This window comes from Acinetobacter tibetensis (assembly GCF_023824315.1).
Classification (GTDB): domain Bacteria; phylum Pseudomonadota; class Gammaproteobacteria; order Pseudomonadales; family Moraxellaceae; genus Acinetobacter; species Acinetobacter tibetensis.
The window spans coordinates 594,300-618,228 of the sequence record NZ_CP098732.1 but is presented as its reverse complement, the minus strand read 5'-3'; the positions used below and the strand labels follow the sequence as shown (position 1 = coordinate 618,228).

The window sequence follows — 23,929 nt, the reverse complement described above, 5'->3', positions numbered from 1 at the left end:
AAAACTACTTTTTTCAATAAAGTTAAATATCCAGCTTTGTGAGATTTCATCTGAAATAAGCTATTGGTTTCGGCTTAAAGATATTTACCCAATTTATATGCTGACCTTGTTGTGAACGAATCTTCACAAAACTCAATTGATCTAAAAAATTGAGTGTGGCTATATATAAATCTCATTGTTTAATACTTGCACTGTAAATTAAATCGTGTACGATATATTTGCATTCGACATAAATATAGGTGAATAAAATGTCTCTAGAACAAGTAGTTTATACCGCACATGCCAAAGCTACAGGTGGCCGTGATGGTCGTGCAATCTCATCTGACGGTATTTTAGATGTCAAACTTGCTCTTCCAAAAGAAATGGGTGGTGCAGGTGGTGGTACCAATCCTGAACAATTATTCGCTGCAGGTTATTCAGCCTGTTTTCTTGGTGCAATGAAATTCGTTGCCAATCGTGATCATTTAAAAATTACGCCTGACGTTTATATCGAAGGTGAGGTAGGTATTGGCCCAATTCCAACAGGCTTTGGTATTCAAGTGACTTTGAATATTCATTTGGAAGGCTTAGAGCAAGCTGAAGCACAAAAATTAGTAGATGCGGCACATATTGTTTGCCCTTATTCAAATGCCACTCGCGGCAATATTGACGTGACATTGAATGTGATTGTTTAAGTCACACGTTCTATCCCGAAGTCATCACTTCGGGATAGAGACTTTATAACTTACAAGGATTTGGAAATATCTTTTTAAATTTCTTTTGATCATCGATTTCATCTGCCACCAAAATTAAATTACCATTTTGATCAAAATAAGAAGAACCTTGAAACACGGTATATTGAGCGATATCAAAAATAGGAACATTTTGAAAAATAGAGTGCTGAGTACTGATCAATGTCTGTCTTTTTTGCGAATTTAATTGACGTGCAGTAATTTTATTCTGTTCAGAATCAGTTTCAATTAGGCAATTACGCTGAGCATCTATCGCGATGAATTCTTGAGTCATATCATCTGCTTGCCTATTTTTCGCTAGAAAATGATGGATCTGGCATGGGCTGCCACATGACATTTGAACATGGTAATAATTTTGATTTAGATGCTCAATCTGTGGTGACTTCATACCAGCATAAACTTTTTCTTTCTTGCCATTGGTGTTTCTAATGACATCACAAGACCACTCCATCTCATCATGACATTGCTTATACACCTTAAACAATTCAGTATCAGCAAAACCGTGCTGGGCAATAAATGCCCCACTTATTAAAAAAAAGGAAATTAAAAGTTTATTCATTATTAAAATCTATTTGTTCTTACGTTAAGTTTCATAGTGACTTGCATCATTTTTTTAGCAACACAAAATCATTACTATCAATTACTAAAGGCTAATATTTCAACTAGACAAATCAACCCTTAAAGCAATGCTTTTTAAAATATTTAAAAAAATTAATTTATTTCTCTTTCGCAGTCCTTTCTTCTAAAGCGAAAGAGAAAATTAAGAAATAGCCTGATCACTTTCAGTTATTCAGCCGCTTCATTGGTCACACGTAAAACTTCTTCCAAAGTCGTTTTACCTGCCAAAACTTTTCTCAAACCATCATCCCGAATAGAGCCTGAATGCTGCCGTGCATAACTTTCTAATTCAAATTCAGCCGCGTTGCCATGTATTAAACGGCGCATAGATTCATCCACAGGTACAATTTCATAAATTGCAGTTCGCCCACTAAAACCCATATGTGAACATTGCTCACACCCCTGTGGCTCTGGCAATTTCAACCCTTCAACCGAAGAAATAATCGGCTTAAAAATCTGCTGTTCAAATGGGTCTGCCTCGTGCCACGTAGTGCAATGTGGGCAAAGTGTACGAACCAAACGTTGTGCAATCACACCAATAAGAGAACTCGACAATAAGAAAGGTTCAATGCCCATATCTTTTAATCGAGTCACCGCACCAATTGCCGTGTTGGTGTGTAGGGTCGATAAGACTAAATGTCCCGTTAAAGAGGCTTGCACCGCAATTTCGGCTGTTTCTAAGTCACGGATTTCCCCCACCATCACCACATCAGGGTCTTGACGTAGCATGGCCTTAAGCGCCCGCGCAAAGGTCATGTCCACCTTAGTATTCACCTGTGTCTGACCAATCCCTTCCAACTGATATTCAATTGGATCTTCAGCGGTCAAAATATTGCGGGTATTGTCATTTAGGTCGGATAAGGCCGCATATAAAGTCGTGGTCTTACCTGAACCCGTCGGCCCAGTCACCAAAATAATGCCGTGTGGACGATGCACCAATTGAGTCAAACGCTCATAGTCGGGTTTCAACAAGCCCAAATGAGTCATATTCAAACGACCTGCTTGTTTATCTAACAAACGCATCACGACACGCTCGCCATGTGATGAGGGCAAAGTCGAGACACGCACATCGACTTCACGACCTGCTAGGCGCAATGAAATACGTCCATCCTGAGGAATCCGTTTTTCAGCAATATCCAATTTCGCCATGACTTTAATCCGAGACACCAAAAGCGGTGCCAATTCACGGCGAGGTTGTACAATTTCACGCAGTTGACCATCCACTCGTAAACGCACCGAGAGTTTCTTTTCAAAGGCTTCAATATGAATATCCGATGCACCAACACGAATCGCTTCTGAAAGTAAGGCGTTAATTAAACGTACAATCGGCGCATCATCTTCTTGATCCATGAGATCTTCAGCTTCTGGCACTTGATCTGCCAAACTGAGCAAATCGGGATGATCTTCCAGCCCAGCAGCCACTTGCTGTGACTCGCCTGTGTCCCCAGCATAACTAGAACTGAGCAAGGCATTAAAACGTTGGTCATCTAATATTTCATAGTGTGCAGGCACATGAAGTAAACGGCGCGCTTCTTGTAATGCAATCCATGCAGTATTTTCACGGCGTACAATAAAAACCTGTTCCCCATCATATCGAAGTAAAACGCCATGTCGCTTGGCAAAACTATAAGGAATTTGTATTTGTTTAAGTATTTGCATCACAAAATTATAATGATGAAAAAGAGGCTTTTGAGTGTACTCTAAGCTTATGACAGCGTGAAGTCTGTTTTTGACTGAACTGACTAGAGGACTTTTTTATTTTGGCATCATCTGATTTCGAGCATCATCAAGCTGCACACCCCTCACTCAAATGGTGGGGCGAACAAAAATTCGAATTAAATCAAGCTAAAACATGGCAGTTTGGCTCTTTATTGTTTCGTCTGGCGCGAAGTATCAATGAATGGCGCCTAGAATATCATCGCCCACAATATCAAAAAGATTCTGAGCGCCAATGGAATATCATCAAAGATCCTGAATTTGCCTTTCCGCAACCCATAAAAATTGAGCGTTATATGTTTCGTCAAACGCACGAAACATTTCATTTGATGCCACGCTTGGCAGATCGATCTGTGGTGATTAAACCTGTCGATCCCATTTATATTCCTGCTGGGCAACGCGGAACCCTCTACATTAGTACGCCACTCTGGATTGCTGGTTTTGTCGAAAGCCAACGTGAACCGTTATTTGACCTTCCGATGATGCAACCCAAAGATACGTGGTTCGGTCCCGACCACCGTACAGGTGAGATCTGCTATGCCACCGCAGTGGATGGGCGTACGGAGTTAAGTTTACTTAAACCAAGTCCATTTCGGGCAGTCACACCGATTGAGTTCCACAACACCAGTGGTCAACAACTTCGCTTTGATCGAATGAATATCCCTGTTTCGGCACTACCTCTTTTTTACAGTGAAAGTACCAATCGTTTATGGACGTCACAAATTAAAGTCATTCACGAAGATTTAACCCGACCACCGCGCATTAAAATTGAAAACCGCACTCCACCTTTGGCGGGTGAAGTCACTTATGTACATGCACCACGCTCACCAGGCGGTGCCTTGTTCAATATGTTTGACTCATTTTTTTAGGATACTGATATGCCAGAGACCAATATTCCTAAAGATGTTGCTGTCAGCTTGAAGGAAATTTTTACCAATATTAACTTCGAAAGAATCAGTGAGATTTTAGTCGCGCTGGTACTGTGTCTGATTGGTTTCATCTTCGCGCGCCTGATTTCCAATACCTTTATACGAACGGTTGGACAGAATTTTAACGCTCATCAAAGTATGGTTTGGCGTCGCGGTATTTTTTATTTTATTTTCATCCTGTTTATCATGGCAAGTCTAAAAGAAGCAGGCTTTAAGCTCAGTGTCTTTATTGGCGCTGCAGGTATTTTTACCGTCGCGCTTGGTTTCGCCTCACAAACATCTGCCAGTAACTTAATTAGCGGTCTATTCCTGATTGGTGAAGGTTCCTTTGAAGTGGGAGATACCATTCAAATTACCTTGATTCGTGGACATACCATTGAAGGAGAAGTCATTTCTATTGATCTACTCTCGGTAAAATTACTGACTTTAGATAATATTTATGTACGTCTGCCCAACGAACAATTGATTCGCGCTCCCGTCCTAAATTTATCCAAATTCTCCATTCGGCGGATTCCAATTACCCTCGCTATTAACTTTCAGGAAGACATCATTAAAGTCCGTGAAGTACTGTTAGATGTTGCTGCCAACTATCCCTTGGTCTTGGATGATCCTAAACCTGAGGTCACAGTAACCGCCTTTCGTGAATCAACCATCGAAATTCTGTTTGCTGTTTGGTGCCGACAAGAAATTTTTCTAAAAGCACGGGATGAACTTCAAGAGCATGTGCGTAATGGTTTCTTAAAAAATCATATTGAAATTCCAGTCCCTAAAATGGGGATTATTGACCGCCCTCGCCCCAAAACTCGTGATGAGATTGACCAGTATGCCTATGAGAAAGAACTCAAAAGAGGACCCAAAGAGCGATAAATTATCGCTCTTTTTTTTGTTCGACCAGACTGGGCGGTAATGGGGCAATATAGGCAATCACCAACATCACCGCACCTGAGCCAATAAAGGAAATTACCCGTGTTAACGTACCGCTTTGTGATAGATCCAATAACAATAATTTAAATACCACAATCGCAAGCAATGCTGCTCCAACAAACCAAATTTGACGAATATGACGCTGGCTTGAAAAAGTCATTAACACAAAAGCTAAAATCACCCACAACAAAGTCAAACTAAGCTGCACCGAACCATCATGCCAAATGGCACTGCCCCATAACGGCGTTGCCAGATAATGATGCATGGCTCGAACCACAATACTACTAAACACCAACAGCCCAATCAAAATGGTGGTAATTTTAACGCTCCATTCTAGCGAGGACTGCTCCTCAAAATCATGTCGATAGATAATCCACAATAAGCCTGTAAACATAAGCAAAGACAATACGTCAGTCAGATTCAATAAGGGCGCCGCATAGTAATGGAGAGCAGAATATGAATCTAAATTTAAAACCAGCAACCACAATAGTCCAAGCCCCCATACAGATGTCTGATTAACAAAATCACGTTTAAGTTTGAAAAACTCATAGAATGCATATAAGAGAGGTACAACACCTAAGGTTGCAATTGGCATCTGTGGGAAAAGCGCTAAACCAGCACTGGCAAGTGCAAGGCAAAGTATTGCAGCCCACAGTTGATTCGCAATGCGTACTGATAAACGCTGCATGAATATCAACATCAAACTTAACACTACTGCGCTGATGGCAAAACTGAACTGCACGGTTTGACTGGTCCAGCGCTGCGTTGTAAACACGTCTTCAAATACACTCAGACCATAAAGCAACAGCAATAAACTCCCCAGCAAAGTGAGTTGCAAACTTTGCCACTCCAATTTGGATTTAAACTGGACGACTACGCTAAAACATGCCAGTAAAACCGTAGCGATGGCTATTGAGCAACTAAATGCCCACGGCTGCCAGTGCATCAGCTCTACACCTGCGATAGCGCCTGCATACATGCCTGAAACAAGGAAAATACCACTCAAGATACGGGCGCTGAAATATTCTTCTACGTCCTGATAATGTAATAAATAAAATGCCGAAATAAATTGCGCAATGGCATAAATGACCGTGGTTAAAATAGGAAAATCATCATTCGACCAAATCTGGTACATCAGTGCGATAGTACTGAGCAGAACCAATCCGACACCCACATACCGACTTAAACGATAGCGTTCAGTAATGCCCCAAACAATTAAAGCAGTACCTTGAATCACCCAACCTGTAGAGGTCCAGTGCGCCCCTTTTGCCAACGGAAAGATCAAAGCAGTAAATACAACAGCCAGAATAAAAAAGCTTTTGGCTAAGATAGACAATTGCGGATGCTGACGCTTAATCCAAAAATTCAATAGCCCATAAATTACTGCCAATGCAGCAGCTCCCCAAGTCAACGCTACAGTAGAGTCATGCATTAAAAAAGCATGTAATGAAAACCCCAGTACAGGGACACTAAAAATGAGTCCCACATCTAAAATCGGTTGAAGCTTTTTCTTATTTGAGAGGGTTTCTGATTCTCGTTGTTGCTGTTGCTCTGCCACCATCAACTGGCTATAACGGATACTGAGCCAAATAAATAGTGCAATATGCAACCATAAAATGATATCGAGAGTATTCAGTTGCGAATTTTCCGCGTAAATCCCAATCACTGATCCGCCAATAAACATCGTGGCAAAAAAAGCGATCTGGTGCAGTATTTTCCATGGCTGCAAATAATTGACCACGACCACAGCCAAATTAATCACAAAATAATAGCCAAATAAGAACACCACATCGGGATGAGTGTGCGGAATGAGTAAAGGTGCTAGATACGCCATACTCAAAGCAAGAATAGCCAGATACAGTGCTTGCTGCTTCAGACTCAGCACCACGGTAATACCCAACAAAATCACAAATAAAACGCTGGCAGTCATTAGACTTTGCAGCACTTCAAAATGATGAGCAAAAATCAGCGTAAGAAAGATGACTGCTAAACCTAAGCCCTGAAGGGCGATGGCAAACAATGCATTTTTACGTTGCAGCAAATAACCCGCGAATGTGGTCGCTCCACCTGCAAGCGCAATAAATCCCAGTTTCACCGCTAAACTTAATTGCCAATGTTCACTGGCAAAACGCAGCAACAACACGACACCGACCATAAGTAGAGCAACGGCAACTCTTAAAATTGGATTGCCATGCTGCATCCAATCCACAGCAGGTTGCCACCATGCGGGTGAAGACCCTGATGACGCTGTATTTAAGTCAACTGAGGTTTGCTGCGGTTGTTGAACAGTTGCATCCTGTTGTTGCGTCATCGTCAACTGTCCCGACATTGGCATTGCAGGAGGAAGCGGCTGCTCTGACATCGGTAATGTGGAAGTTCTAGTGATAAACCCCGAAGGTTGTTGCTGCGGTTGCTCTAATAGAGCCAATCGCCGCTGAAATGCACTGATCAATTGAATCAAACACAGCAGTAAAACCAGCAATGCCCCACCGACCATCCACATCCATGTATTGGCATAGGCCCACAATGCCACCAAGGCAGCCCCATAAATCAGAATCTTTTGTGTCCCAATTCCTGCTGCTTGAATAAAGGGTTGTGATGATATGTGTTCTAATTGCACTAAACGCTGATGGATATTCGAGATTGACTGCACCATCACGACGGTTAACCCAAGGGCAGCAGCGACTACTGTCGATTGCCATTGCATCACTATCGCAATTACTAACAATACGGTTAATGCGATTAAGAGTAGAACCATTCCCTGTTTGTCTTTTTTATACATGGGTTTATGCATTACACAGCTTCAATCTGTTTATCTTACTTGATCACCATTCATGCAAGCAGTTTCGCATACAAAATACTGCAAATTTATACACTTGAAGCGAATCACTATAATGTTACTTAGCGCATAGTGACATTACACATAAGACAGCTTTGCCTTTTTCACGTAATATAAGCCCTAGTTCATAATCAGGATTTGTAGAATGTCACCATTTGTATTGGTCGATGGGTCATATTTTTTATTTCGCGCTTTCCATGCGGTCCCACCTCTGACAACTTCTACGGGGTTGCACACCAATGCTGTACGTGGCGCAATTTCTGCAATTCAGAAACTGATGCGTCGTACTCAACCGACGCACATGGCAGTCATTTTTGATACCCCAGAACCGACTTTCCGCCATGAACTTTCACCCATTTATAAAGGTGATCGACCAAGCATGCCAGAGGAATTGGCACAACAAATTCCATATTTACACGCCTTAATCCGTGCTTTGGGTATTCCAGTGCATATGCTGCCTGGTGCAGAGGCTGACGATATTATCGGGACATTAGCCAAACGCGCTGAAGCCAAAGGACAGCAAGTCCTGATTTCGACTGGCGATAAAGACATGGCGCAACTGGTCACCGAAAAAGTCACGCTTGAAGACAGCTTTAAAGAAAAGCCTATGGACATCAATGGCGTTTTTGAAAAGTTTGGGGTCTGGCCAAACCAAATAATCGACTATCTGACTTTAATGGGCGATGCATCTGACGGCATTATGGGCGTACCAGGAGTCGGTGCTAAAACCGCAGCCAAACTGCTGACCGAATATGGTTCAATTGGTGGTATTTTAGAAAATGTCGACCAGATTAAAGGCAAAGTTGGTCAAAACATTAAAGACAATGTTGAAGGCATCGCGATCGACCATCAACTGGCCAGTATTGTCTGTGATTTAGAAATTAGCGTTTGCTACGAAGATCTAGCCATCCAAGACCCAAATGTGAATGAATTACGTCGTCTATACACCGAACTAGAATTCCGTAATCAATTACAATCCTTGGATCACCCCAACAATCCAAACCATACGAACAACAAACAAAGTAATGCCAGCCTTCAGCAGGCTCCTGTAGCAGCTCCAATTGAAACTGAAGATCAAGCGACTTTAACCAGTGTTGATGATCAACTCGGGCAAGCCAACTATCATACGGTGTTGTCCGCAGAGGTTTGGGCAAAATTATTACAACGTATGCAAAGTGCGAGCAAGTTCGCAATTGATACTGAAACCACCAGTCTGGATTATCGTATTGCTGAAATGGTGGGCTTTTCTATTGCTTTTGATGCACAAGATGCTTACTACATCCCTCTCGCGCATGATTATGAAGGTGCACCTGAACAATTAGAGCGTGAAAGCGTGCTTGCACAAATTAAACCAATTTTAGAAAATCCTGAGATTAAAAAAATTGGTCATCACCTGAAATATGATGCACATATTTTTGCCAATCATGGGATTGAACTGCAAGGTTGGTATTTTGACACCATGCTGGCATCGTATGTGCTGAATTCTGTCGCTACTCGTCATGGAATGGATGATGTGGCTCGCCTGTATTTAAGCCACCTTACCACCACCTATGAAGAAGTCGCAGGTAAAGGGGCGAAACAAAAGACCTTCAATCAAATTGAAATTGAGACTGCCGCACACTATGCAGCCGAAGATGCCCATGTCACCTTCCGTCTGTATGAGGTGCTGGATAAAAAACTTAAAGTACATCCAGAACTAATCAATATTTTGCATAATATTGAAGTACCTGTAGCACGTGTATTAACGTCAATGGAAGAAAATGGTATTCAGCTTGATCTTCAATTTTTAGATCAATTGGGTGAAGATTTTTCCAAAACCATGCAAGATTTGGAAAATCAGATTACCGAATTGGCAGGTCAACCATTTAATGTCAGCTCTCCGAAACAAGTCGGTGAAATCCTGTTTGATAAACTGGGGTTAAAAGGCGGCAAAAAAACTGCCACAGGACAATACAGCACCAGCGAAAGTATTTTAGAAAAATTAGACCATCCCATTAGTGCTCTGATTTTGGATTATCGCGGCTTATCTAAACTTAAAAGCACCTATACCGATGGTTTATTGAAACAAGCCAACAATGATACCCACCGCGTACATACCAGTTATCACCAAGCGTTGACTGCGACAGGACGTTTATCTTCGACCGATCCAAATTTACAGAATATTCCTGTCCGTGAAGAAATTGGGCGTCAGATTCGTAAGGCATTTATTGCGCCTGAAGGTCGAGTGTTACTGGCAGCCGACTATTCACAAATTGAACTGCGTTTAATGGCACATTTCTCTCAGGATGATGCCCTGTTAGATGCCTTCCGTCATGGTCAAGACGTACATCGCCGCACAGCTTCGGAAGTATTGAACATTCCATTAGATCAGGTGACTAACGATCAGCGTCGTCAAGCTAAAGCCGTCAACTTTGGTCTGTTATATGGTATGTCGGAATTTGGCTTGACTCGTCAATTGGGCTTTAGCCGTGAAGAATCACAGAACTATATCAAACAATATTTCCATCGCTATCCAGGCATTTACGAGTACATGCAACGCACACGTCAAGTTGCTTTGGAACAAGGCTTTGTCGAAACCATTTTAGGCCGTCGTTTATATACGCCAGAGATTGATGCGCGCAACATGATGATCCGTAAAGCAGCTGAACGCGCGGCAATTAATGCCCCACTGCAAGGCAGTGCTGCGGACATTATTAAAATCGCAATGATTGAAGTGGATAAAATTCTACCGAAAGATCAAGCCAAAATGCTCTTACAAGTACACGATGAATTGGTCTTTGAAGTGGATGCCGAAATTGCAGATGAATTGGCACCAAAACTGGCTAAAGTAATGCAATCGGTACTGGAAATTTCTGTTCCGCTACTGGTTGAAGTCGGTAAAGGTCAGAACTGGGATGAAGCACACTAAAGTGTGAACAGTCGAAAAACAATAAAAAAGGACTCAAATTTGAGTCCTTTTTTTTGCTTTATACAGTGAATTTTATAAGCCAGTCAACAGTGCAATTGCGACTTCATTCATAATAATCTCAGCGATATATAAAGCCAAGAAAGCCACAATGGGTGATAAATCAATCATGCCCATATTCGGTAACAAACGACGGAATGGTGCCAATAAAGGCTCAGCCAACTCTTGAATCACTTCAATATAAGGTGAACGTGACTGGGTAAACATCACCACCCAACTTAAAATAATCGTTGCAAAAATCAGGTAACGACAGAAACGAATCAAGTCCTGAATCATGGTCACAAAAGTCAGAATCACCAAATGAATTGGACTGTTCGGCATTGCCCCCGATAAATACATAATGCCAAATATTTTGAGCAAATAAAGTACCACGACCAATGCCAAAGCGGCAGAGTTCACTCGCCCTTTACCCAGTGTCGGGAAAATACGACTGAAAATATCCACAATCTTAGTGGCTTTGACCGTAGACAGCACCACAGGATTGTACGGACTAACCGCAGCCAATTGCATTAAAAAGCGGAAGAATACGAGCAAAATCGCTACGTTAATAATAATGCCAAAAATTAGCGCAGAGTTTGCACCCATATTTAAATTTTCCTAATTAAAATCAATTATTTACTATTTTCACTTAATTCTTGAGCCAATTCTTGGCTACGTTTTTTTGCAGCAGCCAAGGCTGATTGAATATTTTGTGAAATTTGAGCACGATCAAACACTTCTAAAGCAGCTTGAGTTGTACCATTCGGAGAAGTCACATTTTTACGTAACTCTGCTGGTGAGTTTGCACTGGTAATTGCCATTTGTGCAGCGCCTAAAGCGGTTTGTAAAGTTAATGCAGTGGCAACTTTTTCATCTAGCCCCATGTTTTTACCAGCACGAATCATGCTTTCCATCATATAGAAGAAATACGCAGGCCCCGAACCTGAAACTGCGGTCACCGCATCAATTTGTGCTTCAGAATTGACCCAGATGGTTAATCCCGTTGCGGCCAAAACTTGACTGGCCAACTCTCGGTCTTTGGCATCGACAACATCCGTCGCATATAAACCATGTGCCCCAGTTTGTACCAATGCTGGCGTATTTGGCATCACTCGAACAATACGGTCTGTACCTGATAAAGTTGCCATCGTTTCAATTTCTGCGCCTGCAACAATTGAAATAATCAACTTACCATCAAGTAAACCATGTAATTGTTTAAGTACATTGGTCAGCACCTGAGGCTTGACTGCCAATACAACAATATCTGCATGTTGAATAGCAGCAATATTATCATCCGTCACATGCACATCTTTTTCTTGCAAAAGTTGACGTACATTTTCAAAGGGATCAGCAACTGTAATACGAGTAGTGGGCATGCCTCGCGCAATTAAGCCGCCAATGAGGGCTTGCGCCATATTGCCGCCACCGATAAAACTAATATTACAATTTAAAACTGCACTCATGATTTACGCTCGATATTGAGTATTCTATTGCTCTGAAACTAATTTCGGCTGCCATCCATCCACAACTAGATATTCAGACTGTGCCAACCAAAAACCTTTGGGTGTAAAAACCCCTAGCATAACATTATCTATGCTTAATATTTGAATTGTATGACGCAACCACGGAAAAATTTGTGCTTGTTGTAGTGCTTTTTTCAGCGGCCAAGTGCCAACACGTCCATAAAGATGGATCTTTTCGCCACCGGCTCGGGTAGACAAAATCAGTTGTCTACCCAATAGTTCTTTTGACAACCCAAGTGCTTGTGCTTGAATCAAATACCGTCCAGAAAGCACAGACACAGCCTCTTCAAGATCGAAAATTTGCATTTGTGTTGGCAAAATAGGAAACCGCTGTTCGGCTAAATAGGTGTCCGCATTTAAGCGAAAGATTTGCTGTTGATAACGGACATAATAATAGCCCTGCCAATGTAACGCCGCTTGTGCATCCTGCTTTGCCTCAAGCACTTCAGTGATTAAGCGTTGCACCATGGCAAAATTGGGACGATACGTGGCTTCTCCTTGCATCCAATACGAAAGGAGTTGGCGTTGTCTGGCTATCGACAACGTCTGTAATGGTTCAATATTCAGAAAAGATTGGTTTCCGCATTTCTCCAAATCAGAGGCTAATACTTCCGCCAATATTTCATCTGCATCTTGCATTAAAATACTGGTTCGACCCAGCGCTTGCTGCATTTTAGGGAAGCGTTGCTCTAAAATAGGCCATAAAATTTGACGGCACCAAGCGCGATCATAATCTGGATCAGCATTGGTCGGATCTTCAACATTTTGCATATCCAACTGAGCTGCCCATTGGCAAATCTGCTCACGTGACAATTCTAACATAGGTCGCCAAAGCGTCATTTTCGCTCGTACATCGACCACAGACATGGCAGATAAACCTTGTACACCAGCCCCTGAAAGCAGTCGTAACATCAAAGTTTCAGCCTGATCTTGCTGATGATGGGCTAAAACTAGAACTTCATTGTCCTGTAAATATTCTGCAAAGGCTTGATAGCGGGCATTGCGTGCTTGGTTTTCTAGATTACCTTCAGCCACACGAACAGGAACAATGCTACAGGGCACCTGCAATTGCTGACAGGCATTCAAGACAAATTCGCCCCAAGCCGAACTCATACATTGCAGCTGATGATCTACATAAATTGCACGAACTTTTTGCGGGAATAAAAACGACATAAGATGCAGCAACAGCATGGAATCCACACCGCCACTACATCCTATGAGATAAGAACTTTGTTCTGTAAAGGTCTGCGCCTGTATTAAGACGTTAGACCTAAATTGTCGCTGCCAAACTTCATTAAACGTTGGTAACGTGCTTCGCATCGTTCTTGGGCATCCATTGGCTGTAACTCATCCAATGCTTGTTTGAGTACGGCCTTTAAACTTTCCATCACTTGTTCAGGATTTAAATGCGCACCTTGACCTTCATCAACCACGTATTCAACAATACCTATCTGTTTTAAACGGTCTGCCGTTAACGCCAATGCTTCACTGGCCTGCTCTGCTTTTTCAGCAGTTTTCCACAGAATAGATGCGCAGCCTTCAGGTGAAATCACTGAATAAATACTGTGTGACAACATAATCACACGGTCAGCAACACCAATACCTAAAGCACCACCTGAACCCCCTTCACCCAATACTGTTGCAATAACAGGAACTTTCAAATTTGAAAGTTGTGCAAGGCTAGTCGCAATCGCTTCCGCTTGACCACGTTCTTCAGCACCGACACCTGGGTAAGCGCCCATAGTATCAATAAAAGTGAATACAGGTAAATTGAAACGCTCTGCCATATCAAGCAAACGTTGTGCTTTACGATAACCTTCTGGGTTAGACATCCCAAAGTTATGCTTTAATTTTTCACGAGTGCTACGACCACGGTGCTGACCGACGATCATCACGGGTTTGCCATCAAAACGTGCTAAGCCACCGACCATCGCACCATCATCACCAAACAAACGATCTCCATGTAAAGCATCGAATTCAGTGAAGATTTCACCAACATAGTCCAAAAATTGCGGACGGTCTGGATGACGTGCAATTTGGACTGTTGCCCATGCTTTAGATTGAGCAGCTTTATTTTTCATAGGTCAACCATTATCCCTAAATTAACCAAACAGTGTTAATCGATAAATTGTTCCGACTGAATATTCAATTCAATATCCCAATGCCTGAATTGCATTTGTTCATCATGCAAATCTGCAACAAGCAAAGGCCATTGTTTGGCATCGCCAGAAACACAGAGTTGCCATTGTTGCGCATTGCCAATGGTTAATTCAATGGCAGGAAGCATCGCATCGCTACGACTATGATTCAGTAAAACTGCTAATCGAAGCAATAGACATAGATGCACAAGTTTGCTACCACCAACCTTCATCACGTCAATTTTTGCATCACCACGTAACTTGCGACGATGATGTGCAACCAAGTGTGAAATCTGGTTTTGGTCAATCTGCGAGAAGCCTGCAATGTCCGAATGTTGTAATAAATAAGCACCATGACGATGATAACCACCATGACTAATCGCCAATCCAATTTCATGCAAATATGCCGCGCGACGCAGTAAGTCACTGTCATCACTGGTTAAATTCAGTGGTTTTGCTACCCCATCAAATAAATGCTGTACAGTTTTAACGACGCGCTCAGCCTGCTTCGGATCTGCACCATAGCGCCCCATTAACGCTTGCACACTACGGTCACGAATATCCTCATGTTGGAAACGACCAAGCAAGTCATACATGACGCCTTCGCGTAATGCTCCATCCGAATAAACCAAGACTTCAATTTCTAATAACTCGAATACTGCAGACAAAATTGCAATTCCAGCTGGCAAAACTGCTCGACGGTCTTCCTTGAGACCATCAAAATCCATTTCCGAAATATGTTTGTATTTAAGAAGTTTTTCTTTCAGTTTTTCTAGCCCTTCACGAGTCAGATTTTCCTGCTCATTACTCCACCCCATATTGACCGCAATTTGGCGACAGGCTTTAATGGTGCCACTCGATCCAACAACAGTATCCCAACCTGCCTCTTTATAGGTATTGGCAATTGCGGATAACTCTTTACGCGCTGCAACCACAGCTTTATCAAAACTTTTTTGATTAATTTCACCATCGGCAAAATATAACTTGGTGAACGCGACACACCCCATTTGTAAAGATTCGGTGTGGATTGGTTCAAATTCTTCCCCGATAATCAGTTCGGTTGATCCCCCACCAATATCAATCACCAAACGACGACCACTATTGGCCATGGTATGCGATACACCCAAATAAATCAGACGTGCTTCTTCACGTCCTGCAATAATTTCAATCGGTTTTGGCAATATTTCTGCAGCTTTCTGAATAAATTCATGTCCGTTCTTGGCTTGGCGTAAAGCATTGGTTGCCACAATTCTTAAACGATTTGGCTGCACTGAACTTAAACGCCCAACAAAACGTGCTAGACATGCCAAACCACGTTGTTGTGCTGCTTCAGTTAAGTTTTTATTTTCATCAAGTCCAGCGGCTAACTGAACTTTTTCTGACATTGAAGCAACTTTTTTGACTTCACCATGGTCTACACGCGCAATCGCAAGGTGAAAGCTGTTCGATCCCATATCGATGGCAGCAAGTAATTCTTCATCAATCAAAAAATCAGACATTCTTCAAATAAACCTGTACAGAATTGAGCCTAGAGTAATGCACATACATGCAATTTAAAAGCCATTTATGTCTTTTAAAGGCTGAGCTTTTTATTTTTAAGCATATATGACAATTGTGTTACACGATTAACATCATCGTGAGCTTCAATTAGACAAATCTGCTGTAAAGGTCGAAAATTTGCATCTAACACTACATTGTTAAAGATGGCTATGTAATACTTAGAGCTATTAGCTATCTTTTAATAAAATTTTTGGAGCATATTCCATGTCAGGCAATATCATCAACACTACAGATGCAAACTTTGAAGCAGATGTTTTAAATTCAGATACTCCCGTTCTTGTTGATTTCTGGGCAGGTTGGTGTGCACCATGTAAAGCGATTGCACCTGTATTGGAAGTTCTTGCTAACGAATACGAAGGCAAAGTAAAAATTGTAAAAGTTGACGTTACTTCTTGCGAAGCAACAGCAGTTAATTACAACATTCGCAACATTCCAGCATTATTAATGTTTAAAAATGGCGAAGTCGTTGCTCAACAAGTTGGCGCAGCACCAAAATCTAAATTAACAGCCTTCATTGAAGACCATATCTAATTCAAACTTTGCAATTAGACCAAATGCGTTATGCCCAATAGCGCATTTTTTTCGTCTATAAATTGACAAAGTTAAGAATCTCTCTTATATTTCATGTTCAAGAAAGAAAGGATTTCAACTCCATCTTTTTCTTACAAGACACAACACATAAGATCGCCGTTCGGCAACAGAAATTGTTTCATACATTTTCTCTTCGCAACAATTTATCAGACCACCGCGTTGTTATTGTATTAAGACAATGCCGTCATTTTATTGCTGTATGCGACCGAATGTTGCTCCCTTTCCAACCTGTTTCTAGAATTTTTGATTCTATCTGACCACATATGAATTTAACCGAACTCAAGAAAAAACCAATTGGCGAACTCATCAAAATTGCAGAGTTTATGGGCCTAGAAGGAATGGCACGTAACCGTAAGCAAGATATTATCTTTGCCATCTTAAAGCGTCATGCGATGAATGGCGAAGAGATCTTTGGTGATGGCGTTCTCGAAATTCTGTCAGATGGTTTTGGTTTTTTACGCTCTGCAGCAGGCTCTTATCTTGCTGGACCAGATGACATTTATGTTAGCCCTTCACAAATTCGTCGTTTTAACTTGCGCACGGGTGACACCATCACAGGAACGATTCGCCCACCGAAAGAAGGTGAACGTTATTTTGCTCTCTTAAAAGTGAATCAAATTAACTACGACACACCTGAAAACTCGCGCAATAAAATTTTATTCGAAAACTTAACGCCATTATTCCCAACTGAACAGTTGGTCATGGAATTAGGTAACGGTACCACAGAAGATTTAACTGCACGTGTGGTCGATTTAGTTGCTCCAATTGGTAAAGGCCAACGTTCTATTATTGTTGCCCCGCCTAAAGCGGGTAAAACCATGTTGTTGCAAAACATCGCTCAATCGATTGTACGTAACAATCCAGAGTGCTTCCTTATCGTTCTTCTGATTGATGAACGTCCTGAAGAAGTAACTGAAATGGAACGGACAGTACGTGGTGAAGTTATTGCTTCTACTTTTGATGAATCTCCAGCGCGCCACGTACAGGTTGCTGAGATGGTGATTGAAAAAGCAAAACGTCTGGTTGAACACAAGAAAGATGTCGTAATTCTGCTTGACTCGATTACACGTTTGGCTCGTGCTTACAACACTGTTGTGCCTTCATCTGGCAAGGTATTAACAGGTGGTGTGGATGCCCATGCACTTGAGCGTCCGAAGCGTTTCTTTGGTGCCGCACGTAATATTGAAGAAGGTGGCTCACTGACCATTATCTCGACTGCCCTGATTGAAACTGGTAGTAAGATGGATGAAGTGATCTATGAAGAATTCAAAGGTACAGGTAACCAAGAGATCACTCTGGATCGTCGTATTGCTGAAAAACGTGTATTCCCTGCCATGAACATTAAAAAGTCAGGCACACGTCGTGAAGAGCGCTTAATGTCTGAAGATAATCTACGTAAAGTATGGATTCTACGCAAGTTACTTCATACTCAAGATGAATTGGCAGCAATGGAATTTTTATTGGATCGCATGAAAGAAACCAAAACCAATGATGATTTCTTTGATCAAATGAAGCGTAAAGCAACCAATTAATTTGATTCATGAAAAATAAACAGGTCACTTTTATAGTGGCCTTTTTATTTGGTTGACTTTGTTAACACAAATACACATTTCGCCTTGAACTATGTAACAATAGTTGCAAATATTTGATTGTTAAATGAATGATTTTAAAAACCTCTTTAATTTTATAAACTTAATTAGTATTTCTCCAATATAAAGCACATCTTTAATTGTTATTTTCTGTTAAAAAAAGCATTTATTTGCTCATTTTTTGGTTTTTTTTCACACAAACTAGTAGTAATTAAAAATGGGCAGTGATAGCATATTCGCAGACCAGTTAAGCTGCTCCTGCATTGTTACTACCTAACAAATTTAGGAAGAATAAAAGCACATAACAGCTGACCTTGGTTTTTTTTAATCTCATATTTTAGAGAGTGATGCCATGTTATTCAAAAAAATCGCTATTGCTGCTGCAGTTGCTACTACTTTAGCTTTCGTTGGCTGTGCTAAAAAAGACGAAGCTCCTGCTACTGAAGCTGCTGCTTCTGCTGCATCTGAAGCTTCTGCTGCTGTAGACGCTGCTGCTGTTGAAGCTGCTTCTGCTGCTGACGTTGCTGCTTCTGCTGCTGACGTTGCTGCTTCTGCTGCTGACGTTGCTGCTTCTGCTGCTGACGCTGCTGCTTCTGCTGCTCACTAATCTTTACGATTACGTAGCAAAAAAAAGAGAGAACTTACGTTCTCTCTTTTTTTATGCCTGAAATTTACTATTTACATCGAAATATCAATAATTTTAAGAAATTACATCAAGCTCAAAATAATAAAAAAAAGCAGATCAATCGATCTGCTCTTTCCCAACACGCTGTCTAAATTTCTGACCTGCGCGGAATGTAACTACACGGCGGGCAGAAATCGGAATCTCTTCACCCGTTTTAGGATTTCTACCTGGTCGTTGACGCTTATCACGCAACTCGAAGTTCCCGAAACCCGAAAGTTTAACCTGTTCTCCAGAAATAAGCGCTTGGCTTATTTCATCAAAGAATAATTCGACCATTTGTTTTGCTTCACGACGGTTTAAACTCGTGAGCTCACTTAAATGATCAGCCATTTCTGCTTTAGTTAATGCTGTCATGAAGCCCTCAATGTCGCCTGATAAGTGTTTTGCAACACTTCAATGATTGTATCCATACCCGATTTAATTTCAGCATCTTCCAAGGTACGAGATGGATGTTGCCATAACAGTGCAAATGCCAATGAGCGCTTACCTGCTTCGACCCCTTGTCCTGTGTACACATCGAAGAGCCAATTCGAGTTTAACAGCTCCCCACCAGTTTTAGTGATAAGTTGCTGAATTTCACCAATATTAATCTTATCACTAATTAAAAGCGCAATATCACGTCTTACTGATGGAAAACGTGATAATTCTGTAAAATTAGATACATAAGTTTGCAAAACTGCCTTTTGATCGAGTTCAGCCACCCAAGTCGTACCTAAATCCAACTCTGCTTCCAGTGTTGGGTGCAAACGACCTAAATAACCGATTGATTGACCATCCACCATAATCTCTGCGGACTGACCAGGATGCAACCATACTCGCTCTGAACGAGCATATTCCACTTTGACACGTCCTGCCGCCAATAACTCTTCCACTTCACCTTTAAAGTCAAAGAAATCCATTGCTTGCGGTTTGGCATGCCAAGATTCTGCTTGCTTCGCACCTACAGCAATCATGGCCAATGTTGGAATCTGTTTTAAATCATGGATGTTATTGGCATCTTGATAATCAAAACGTAAGCCCAACTCAAAGAAGCGCACACGACTTTGTTGGCGGTTAATATTATATTGCACGCAAGGAATTAAGCTTGAAAGTAAGGTCGAACGCATGACCGCCAAATCACTTGAAATTGGATTAGCCAATGCCAATGGATTTACCATTGGATTGAGCTGCTTTTCAAGCTTCAGATCTGCAAAACTAAAGCTAATCGCTTCTTGATAACCCAATGTCACCAAGGTCTGACGTAATTGCGCCATTTCAAATTGATCTTGATACTTGGCAAGTTTTGCATCAATCACAGGGAGACTGATTTGAATATGGTCATAACCGTGAATACGGGCAACTTCTTCAATTAAATCTTGATAAATTACCATGTCATAACGGTGTGAAGGAGGAACGATAGACCACTGACCTTCGGCTTTAACTGTCACAGCACAACCTAAACGTGTTAGAGCATCAGCAATAAATTCACCGTCTACACGATAACCCAGTAATTGATCGACTTGTGTCTGTTTAAGTCCAATCGCTTCGCGCTTAGGCAAAACATCAGCTTGTTCAGCAACAGTAATCGGACCAAATTCACCACCCGCCAGCTCAGCAATCAATTGTGATGCACGGTGCATTGCCAGCATTGGTAATTCAAAATCTACGCCACGTTCATAACGTTGCGAAGCATCGGTATGCAGACCAAAACTACGCGCACGACCAGCAATATGTAACGGCGCGAAGAATGCAGACTCTAAGAAAATTTCAGTGGTTTCATCAGTGACTGAAGAAGATAAACCACCCATGATGCCTGCAATTGCCAATGCTTTTTCATCATCCGCAATCACCATCACTTTTTCATTCAGTTCAACAGCTTGTTCATTTAACAGCACCAGTTTTTCGGCTGCTGTTGCTTGACGCACATGTACTGCACCCTGAACTTTCCCACCATCAAAAGCATGTAATGGTTGACCCAACTCCATTAACACATAGTTGGTAATATCAACCAAAATACTGTGTTGACGCATACCTGAACGCGCAAGTGCACGCTCCATCCATTCTGGTGTTGGTGCTTTAGTATTGACATTTTTAATCACACGACCTAAATAACGAGGGCAACCTTCAGTGGTTACAATCACTTTTTTCTCGTCGAGGATTGTTGCAGCAACTTCTTTAATTTCAGGTGCCACTGCCGTCATTTGGTTAATCACCGCAATTTCACGCGCAATACCACGAATACTAAAGCAGTCACCACGGTTTGGGGTAATGCTGATGTCAATCACATGATCATCTAAGTTTAGATATTCACGGACATTCACGCCCACAGGTGCATCTGCAGGTAACTCTAAAAGACCATCAATTTTGTCTTCTAAATCAATTTCCGAAGCACCACATAACATGCCTTGTGATTCAATACCACGCAACTTGCCTTTTTTAATTTTAAAATCACCTGGAAGCACAGCACCAATCGTCGCTACAGGAGCTTTCATGCCCACACGAACATTCGGTGCGCCACATACAATTTGTAATGGCTCATCCGAACCAATATTTACAGTAGTGACACGTAAACGGTCTGCATCAGGATGTTGTTCTACGGTAAGCACTTCACCTACCACAACACCCGTAAATGGTTTTGCCGCAGGAGATAAATCATCAACTTCGAGACCTAACATGGTCAGTTGGTCAGATAAAGTTTCGCTATCAATGGCTGGGTTCACCCATGTGCGCAACCAATTTTCGCTAATTTTCATAAATTCAATGTCCTTAATCTCCCCTAACCCTCTTTTAAAAGAGGGAAAAACACACTACCGTTTTAGGTAGACTAGTCCCCCTTTATAAAGGGGGATTTAGGGGGATTTCAATAAATCTCAAATAACTGTTTAAACTATTAAGCAAATTGGCGTAAGAAACGCACATCGTTTTGATAGAACATACGCAAGTCATTAATGCCATAGCGCAACATTGCAAAACGCTCTACCCCTAGACCAAATGCAAAGCCTTTATATTTTTCAGGATCAATACCCGCAGCTTGCAAGACATTTGGGTGCACCATACCGCAACCCAAAACCTCTAACCATTTGCCACGCTCATCCATAATATCCACTTCTGCACTTGGCTCCGTGAACGGGAAATAAGATGGACGGAAACGAACTTTCAAATCTTTCTCGAAGAATTCGTTCAACAAGTTCACCAATAGACCTTTCAGTTCAGCAAAACTGGTATTTTCAGCAACGTATAAACCTTCAATTTGATGGAACATTGGCGAATGCGTTTGATCTGAGTCACAGCGATATACACGACCAGGGCACACAATACGAATTGGTGGTTGTGAGGTTTCCATAGTCCGGATTTGCACGCCTGAGGTATGTGTACGCAACAAATGATTGGCATCAAAATAGAACGTATCGTGCATTGCACGCGCTGGGTGATGCCCCGGAATGTTGAGTGCTTCAAAGTTATGATAGTCATCTTCAACTTCTGGGCCTGTCGCTACCGTAAAGCCTGCTTTGGTAAAGAATTGACAGATACGTTCCTGCACTTGGGTAACTGGATGAATACTTCCAATCGTTTGTCCACGCCCTGGCAAAGTAATATCAATCGTTTCACTTGCGAGTTGTTGTTCTAACGCTGCTTTTTGTAATTGCGCTTGACGTTCAGTCAATGCTGCATTGATTGCTTCACGCACAGCATGAATTGCAGCACCCTGAACTTTACGCTCCTCAGGGTCCATTTTACCCAAGGCTTTGGATTGTTCTGCAAGCTGGCTCTTTTTCCCTGTAAATTGCACACGAACCAAATCGAGTGCAGCAAGGTCTTGAGCTGCTGCAATGGCAGCAAGCGCTTCGGTGGTCAGGGCTTCCAGTGACATAGTAACTCTCAAAGCAACAGTTTAATAATAAGATAAAACCCGATATTCTATCAGTTTTTAATAAGATTGATGCGTTTCCAATTAAGGAAAATTTGATTAACATCCGAAATTAGAAAAAGTATAAGATAAACCCACTTGCAAAGAGATCAATATCTATGGCCCTCGATCAAATTTGGAAACAACAGCTCACCCTCGTTACCTATGGCAATGAATTCCTCAACAAAGAGCTGAGTTTTAATCGTTGGAAACAACATCCTATTTTTGATCAATATCTCTTTGTATTTCGAGATCTTATCTCGCAGCATTTATTGGCACAACACTTTCAAATTTGGCTTGAAGGACTCAAAAAACAGGGCACAAAACGCCTAAGTTTACACAGTTCAAGTCTGTTAAATGACGAACAGAATCCAAATGCCAACGTCGAACTGCTGCCTTTCGCACATTTTATTGTCAGCCATGAAGCCAATAAAAAAATAGCCTGGATTTTTGGTAAAGAATTGGCGGAATGGTATAACGCAGATAATGATTTTGAAGTCCCAACTGCACAGCAAAACCCCTTACGTCACGAAACCTTCTGGCGTTTTGAACTCAATTCCAAACTCGCCAAACGCATTGATGCAGATTTGCAACAGCCAAATTGGGATGATATTCAAAGCTACACACAAACCGAATTATTCAATAGTCCCTTAATACAAGGTTTTGTCGAGCCTACACAGTCCAACTTACCGTATTTTGGCTATGTTGCAAAAACAAATACTGAAAATGAATTAAATCCACAAAAGCTTGCTTTAATACCGACGGATTATCCTGCTGATTTTGCGCATAAATCCCTCTACAGACTCGAAGCCTTAAATCATTATATCCACAATAAATTACAACATCCTCAACATGAAGATGGCTCGCTTCTCAGTGCCGATGAACAACTCAACCTACGCCACTTTTCGCAAAAACTCGAAGATCTTCAAGCCAAATTTATTGTGAAAGTTGCCAACCACTATCAAACAGCGCAACTAACTTCAATCGCAGTCAACAATCCATTAGAAGGTGCCCCCGTTACAACTGCAGCTTCTACTCCATCCACTACACATCACCCTCATAAAATTGGCTCTTCTGCCGTATTCAAGCTCATCCTGATTACCGTCATTATTTGTGTTGTGGCTTATTATTTTGGTTTATAAAAACATAAAAGGCCACATCATGTGGCCTTTTTTTAATTCATCATAAATAATTAAATCAATTGAATCAGAAACCTTCTTTTCTAAAGATTTATTAAAGTATAGTTAAAACAAATT

19 protein-coding genes are annotated in these 23,929 nt (G+C 41.5%); 8 read left to right on the top strand and 11 right to left on the bottom strand.

The window, feature by feature from the left end:
- Positions 1 to 248: 248 nt before the first annotated feature.
- Positions 249 to 674 (top strand): organic hydroperoxide resistance protein, encoded by a 426-nt coding sequence (locus M5E07_RS02970; RefSeq protein WP_252221776.1) that lies wholly within the window; start codon positions 249 to 251, stop codon positions 672 to 674.
- Between the two features lie 43 nt (positions 675 to 717).
- Here M5E07_RS02970 and M5E07_RS02965 read toward each other — a convergent pair whose 3' ends face one another.
- Together M5E07_RS02965 and gspE are read right to left on the bottom strand one after the other, a co-directional pair.
- Positions 718 to 1,290, bottom strand: a complete 573-nt coding sequence (locus M5E07_RS02965) for a hypothetical protein (RefSeq protein WP_252221773.1) — start codon at positions 1,288 to 1,290, stop codon at positions 718 to 720.
- Positions 1,291 to 1,517: 227 nt separating this feature from the next.
- Complete coding sequence (gspE, locus tag M5E07_RS02960; protein ID WP_252221769.1) at positions 1,518 to 3,008, bottom strand: type II secretion system ATPase GspE; 1,491 nt, start codon at positions 3,006 to 3,008, stop codon at positions 1,518 to 1,520.
- Between the two features lie 101 nt (positions 3,009 to 3,109).
- On the opposite strand from gspE, the gene M5E07_RS02955 reads away from it, so the two are divergent.
- Together M5E07_RS02955 and M5E07_RS02950 are read left to right on the top strand one after the other, a co-directional pair.
- Positions 3,110 to 3,934 carry a DUF432 domain-containing protein gene (locus tag M5E07_RS02955; RefSeq protein ID WP_252221766.1) on the top strand — a complete coding sequence of 275 codons (825 nt, stop codon included), beginning with the start codon at positions 3,110 to 3,112 and terminating at the stop codon, positions 3,932 to 3,934.
- A 9-nt stretch (positions 3,935 to 3,943) separates the two neighbouring features.
- The gene (locus M5E07_RS02950; protein WP_252221762.1) at positions 3,944 to 4,861 is read left to right on the top strand and encodes a mechanosensitive ion channel family protein; all 918 of its coding nucleotides are present in this window, start codon (positions 3,944 to 3,946) and stop codon (positions 4,859 to 4,861) included.
- 1 nt (position 4,862) lies between these two features.
- On the opposite strand, the gene M5E07_RS02945 is transcribed toward M5E07_RS02950, so the two are convergent.
- Positions 4,863 to 7,700, bottom strand: a complete 2,838-nt coding sequence (locus M5E07_RS02945; RefSeq protein ID WP_252221759.1) for a DUF2339 domain-containing protein — start codon at positions 7,698 to 7,700, stop codon at positions 4,863 to 4,865.
- Between the two features lie 202 nt (positions 7,701 to 7,902).
- Here M5E07_RS02945 and polA point away from each other — a divergent pair, with 202 nt between their 5' ends.
- A complete protein-coding gene (polA, locus tag M5E07_RS02940; RefSeq protein WP_252221756.1) occupies positions 7,903 to 10,665 on the top strand; it encodes a DNA polymerase I in 2,763 nt (920 codons plus the stop codon).
- 72 nt (positions 10,666 to 10,737) lie between these two features.
- Here polA and M5E07_RS02935 read toward each other — a convergent pair whose 3' ends face one another.
- Genes M5E07_RS02935 through ppx form a run of 5 tightly spaced genes read right to left on the bottom strand, consistent with a single transcriptional unit; the run spans position 10,738 to position 15,861 of the window.
- A complete protein-coding gene (locus M5E07_RS02935; RefSeq protein WP_116761416.1) occupies positions 10,738 to 11,307 on the bottom strand; it encodes a YggT family protein in 570 nt (189 codons plus the stop codon).
- 26 nt (positions 11,308 to 11,333) lie between these two features.
- Entirely contained in the window at positions 11,334 to 12,164 is an 831-nt protein-coding gene (proC, locus tag M5E07_RS02930; RefSeq protein WP_252221753.1) for a pyrroline-5-carboxylate reductase, read from the bottom strand.
- Between the two features lie 24 nt (positions 12,165 to 12,188).
- Positions 12,189 to 13,544: a tRNA lysidine(34) synthetase TilS gene (gene tilS, locus M5E07_RS02925; protein ID WP_252221750.1), complete on the bottom strand. Its 1,356-nt coding sequence runs from the start codon at positions 13,542 to 13,544 to the stop codon at positions 12,189 to 12,191.
- Positions 13,481 to 14,305, bottom strand: a complete 825-nt coding sequence (locus M5E07_RS02920) for an acetyl-CoA carboxylase carboxyltransferase subunit alpha (RefSeq protein WP_116761410.1) — start codon at positions 14,303 to 14,305, stop codon at positions 13,481 to 13,483. Before M5E07_RS02920 ends, tilS begins: the two co-directional genes overlap by 64 nt.
- Before the next feature lie 35 nt (positions 14,306 to 14,340).
- Positions 14,341 to 15,861 carry an exopolyphosphatase gene (gene ppx / locus M5E07_RS02915; protein ID WP_116761408.1) on the bottom strand — a complete coding sequence of 507 codons (1,521 nt, stop codon included), beginning with the start codon at positions 15,859 to 15,861 and terminating at the stop codon, positions 14,341 to 14,343.
- A 265-nt stretch (positions 15,862 to 16,126) separates the two neighbouring features.
- Here ppx and trxA point away from each other — a divergent pair, with 265 nt between their 5' ends.
- From trxA to M5E07_RS02900, 3 genes are all read left to right on the top strand, one after another.
- Positions 16,127 to 16,453: a thioredoxin gene (gene trxA / locus M5E07_RS02910; protein WP_016166116.1), complete on the top strand. Its 327-nt coding sequence runs from the start codon at positions 16,127 to 16,129 to the stop codon at positions 16,451 to 16,453.
- A gap of 323 nt (positions 16,454 to 16,776) precedes the next feature.
- Entirely contained in the window at positions 16,777 to 18,045 is a 1,269-nt protein-coding gene (gene rho / locus M5E07_RS02905; protein WP_116761404.1) for a transcription termination factor Rho, read from the top strand.
- Positions 18,046 to 18,454: 409 nt separating this feature from the next.
- Positions 18,455 to 18,709: a hypothetical protein gene (locus M5E07_RS02900; RefSeq protein WP_116761403.1), complete on the top strand. Its 255-nt coding sequence runs from the start codon at positions 18,455 to 18,457 to the stop codon at positions 18,707 to 18,709.
- 135 nt (positions 18,710 to 18,844) lie between these two features.
- On the opposite strand, the gene M5E07_RS02895 is transcribed toward M5E07_RS02900, so the two are convergent.
- The 3 genes from M5E07_RS02895 to pheS all read right to left on the bottom strand — a co-directional run bounded on the left by M5E07_RS02895 (position 18,845) and on the right by pheS (position 22,637).
- Positions 18,845 to 19,141, bottom strand: a complete 297-nt coding sequence (locus tag M5E07_RS02895; RefSeq protein WP_016166119.1) for an integration host factor subunit alpha — start codon at positions 19,139 to 19,141, stop codon at positions 18,845 to 18,847.
- A complete protein-coding gene (pheT, locus tag M5E07_RS02890; protein ID WP_252221746.1) occupies positions 19,138 to 21,519 on the bottom strand; it encodes a phenylalanine--tRNA ligase subunit beta in 2,382 nt (793 codons plus the stop codon). Before pheT ends, M5E07_RS02895 begins: the two co-directional genes overlap by 4 nt.
- A gap of 137 nt (positions 21,520 to 21,656) precedes the next feature.
- On the bottom strand, positions 21,657 to 22,637 hold the full coding sequence (gene pheS, locus M5E07_RS02885; protein WP_100242091.1) for a phenylalanine--tRNA ligase subunit alpha: 981 nt from the start codon (positions 22,635 to 22,637) through the stop codon (positions 21,657 to 21,659).
- Positions 22,638 to 22,792: 155 nt separating this feature from the next.
- Between pheS and M5E07_RS02880 the strand changes: the two genes are divergently transcribed.
- Entirely contained in the window at positions 22,793 to 23,815 is a 1,023-nt protein-coding gene (locus M5E07_RS02880; RefSeq protein WP_252221743.1) for a hypothetical protein, read from the top strand.
- Positions 23,816 to 23,929: the final 114 nt, after the last annotated feature.